Origin of the sequence: Clostridium sp. (assembly GCF_032552055.1) — a bacterium.
Classification (GTDB): Bacteria; Bacillota; Clostridia; order Clostridiales; family Clostridiaceae; genus Clostridium.
Genome location: NZ_JAWGSV010000326.1, coordinates 1 through 2,903, shown reverse-complemented (window position 1 = coordinate 2,903; position 2,903 = coordinate 1). Strand labels below are relative to the sequence as shown.

Sequence of the window (2,903 nt, the reverse complement as noted above, 5' to 3'; positions counted from 1 at the left end):
GAATATTTATCAGTGTTTATTGCAATTTTTCTTTCTAGATTTGAGGTGATGAAAAATAATTTTAATAGTATTATAGTTTTCTTTTTAGCTCCTACTATTGGGTATTTAATTTCTGAAATTATAATAGGAACCAGAGTTTCTAAAAGAATAGTACAAGGTGAATTTTAAATTATACCTAGAGATTTAATCAAAGAAACAAATCTTGCAAGGGTATCGATTGAAGTATCTACTTTAATATGTGTATTTATAATGCTTTATTTTGATAATTGTGTAATAAAATTAATTTTATTTCAAAAGATATAATAGAATAAAACATCTGGAGAGATAAGATATATGAAGAGTATGAATACAAGTAAAAGAGTTTTTATAATTATGATATTAATTTTAGAAATATTTACAATGAAGATAAATATAAGAGTGGTATTAGCAGAAGTTAAAAATAATAATTATAATAGAAAAGCTGCTAGAGAATATGCTCTAAAATGGGCAGAAGGCTCTAATACTAGCTATTATAATTATATTAATGAGGGGGGAGACTGTACCAATTTTGTATCTCAAGTTTTAAGAGCAGGTGGAATGGAGTTCTGGGGAAGTAAGAAGAATGCCACAGATATAAGTTCTTGGTTTTACTACTCACAGAATATACCTAATAGAACTTCTACTTGGACAGGAGCTAATCCATTTAATCAACATTTTGGTAAGGTGCATAAGAGGGTTTACAAGTATAGGGAGTACACTGTTAAGGATGCAATTGATAATTTTGAAGAAATAAGCAAGAGCATATATGAAGGGGATATTGTTCAATATTCAAGACCTAATAATATAGCTTTTCATTCTCAAGCTATAACGGATATAATTGATACTTCAAAAGTTCTATTTAGTCAACACTCAAACTCTACCGGTAACTTTTATAAGAATGGAAATCTAGAATACTATCTATTAGGGAAGCCAGATAATTATAATCTATTAATTTACAATGTAAAAGAGGAGAAAGGTGATAGTATCTATTTACCATATGAAGGATCCCGAAGTAAAAGAAATATAGAAGAATACAAAGATTATAAAAAGGATTTAGAAGAAGCTATTGATATGATAAGATTAAGTATTAATGATACTATCTTTGATAATGATGATTATAATAGTGAAAGTACAGATAGATTTATAAATGAACTTAAGGATGTAGTAGATGAGATAGAAGTTGAAATGAACTCAAGGGGCAGTAATTCAAAGGAATTATATGAAAAGTTATTGGAGAGAAGAAATATAATTAGTGATCACTAATTAGTGTATATTTAATGGAACTGATAAATATTTCTATTTTTTTAGTATATAAAGTATATGTTTTTAATTAAATGATAATAATAAGAATGACCCGAAAGGGTTACGTAGGTTTCTTTGCCGGTGGCTTATGCTGCCGGTGAATTAATTAATAATTTATTTTATAAATTTACTAGCTTTTTAGAATAAATTATGTTATTATAAGAAAGTAGTCTTTGAGACTAAAAAATATAAGTTTAAAGATCTGATAGATAATGATATTCTCCGTTATAGAGATTAAATTACTATAGTCTTTAAAATGGAGGGTTAAAAATGGAAGATAAGAAAATAATATGTAAAGATTGCGGAAGCGAATTCGTATTCACAGTAGGAGAACAAGAATTCTACAAAGAAAAAGGATTCGATAACGAACCAGTAAGATGCGGAGATTGCAGAAGAGCAAGAAAAGCACAAAACAATAGAAGATAATAATAAAGAGGCTTATAGCCTCTTTTTTAATTTTAAATTAAAAATGAATTATTTTATGTTAAAGATCAATTTCTATGGGAATTGATCTTTTTTTATTACTAAATTTTATTTTAAAGTTGAAAATATATGCTTTTATAAATACGAAAATTATCAAACATATATTTCTTTAAAGTTCGTTATATAACGAATTATATAATAAAATTACAAGGATAAAGTTGACATTTATATATTGGAATGATAACCTTAAATTGTAATGACGAAATATAAATATTAATTTAAAGAAAATGTTCGTTTATATTAGAACTACTTAACTTTGGAGGTATGAAGGTTGAAGGTGAGATGTATTTTTGTAGAAAAGAAGAAGGATTATGACGTTGAAGGTAAAAGCTTACTTGAAGATTTTAAAAGTAACTTGGGCATTAATTCTTTAGAATCAGTAAGGTTGGTTAATAAATATACCTTAGGGGAAATTAAAGAAGAAGATTATAAGAAAGCACTTTACACAATATTTTCAGAAAGAACAGTAGATAATTTATATGAAAATAAATTTGAACTAGAAGATGGGGAAAGGGCTTTTGCAGTTGAGTTTCTACCAGGACAATATGATCAAAGAGCAGATTCAGCTTCAGAATGTTTTCAAATTTTAACTTCAGAAGAAAAAATAGAAGTTAAATGGACAAAGATAATAGTTTTAAAGGGGAATTTATCTAAAGATGAAGTTCTAAAAATTAAAAATTACTATATAAATCAAGTTGATTCAAGGGAAGTTGAAATTGATAACTTAGAATTATCTTCAAAACTTCCAGAGCCAAAGGATGTAAAAATATTAAATGGATTTATAAGTAAAAATGATGATGAATTAAAAGAGCTACATAGTGAAATGGGGCTTGCTATGAGCTTCGAAGATATAAAAATGATTAGGGATTACTTTAATGGGGAAAAGAGAGATCCTAGTATAACAGAAATTAAAGTTATTGACACATATTGGTCAGATCACTGTAGACACACTACATTTTCTACAGCTATTGAAGCTGTAGATATAGAAGAAGGTTTATATACAAAGCCTTTAATTAAATCTTACAATGCATATCTTAAATCTAGAGATTTTGTTTATGGGGAAACAAATAGAGATGAGACTTTAATGGATATAGCAGTAA

The 2,903-nt window shown here is 26.9% G+C and carries 2 protein-coding genes and 1 pseudogene; all 3 read left to right on the top strand.

Annotated features, from left to right (window positions below):
• The first annotated feature begins 333 nt into the window (after positions 1 to 333).
• Positions 334 to 1,281: an amidase domain-containing protein gene (locus E6248_RS14970; protein ID WP_316341576.1), complete on the top strand. Its 948-nt coding sequence runs from the start codon at positions 334 to 336 to the stop codon at positions 1,279 to 1,281.
• A 309-nt stretch (positions 1,282 to 1,590) separates the two neighbouring features.
• On the top strand, positions 1,591 to 1,746 hold the full coding sequence (locus E6248_RS14965; protein ID WP_316341575.1) for a zinc-ribbon domain-containing protein: 156 nt from the start codon (positions 1,591 to 1,593) through the stop codon (positions 1,744 to 1,746).
• A gap of 328 nt (positions 1,747 to 2,074) precedes the next feature.
• Positions 2,075 to 2,903, top strand: a pseudogene (locus E6248_RS14960) (phosphoribosylformylglycinamidine synthase); the annotation flags it as partial.

What these genes read in the sequence shown, in the direction of transcription:
- E6248_RS14970 (WP_316341576.1), top strand. Translation starts at nt 334, where the DNA reads ATGAAGAGTATGAATACAAGTAAAAGAGTTTTTATAATTATGATATTA.
- E6248_RS14965 (WP_316341575.1), top strand. Translation starts at nt 1,591, where the DNA reads ATGGAAGATAAGAAAATAATATGTAAAGATTGCGGAAGCGAATTCGTA.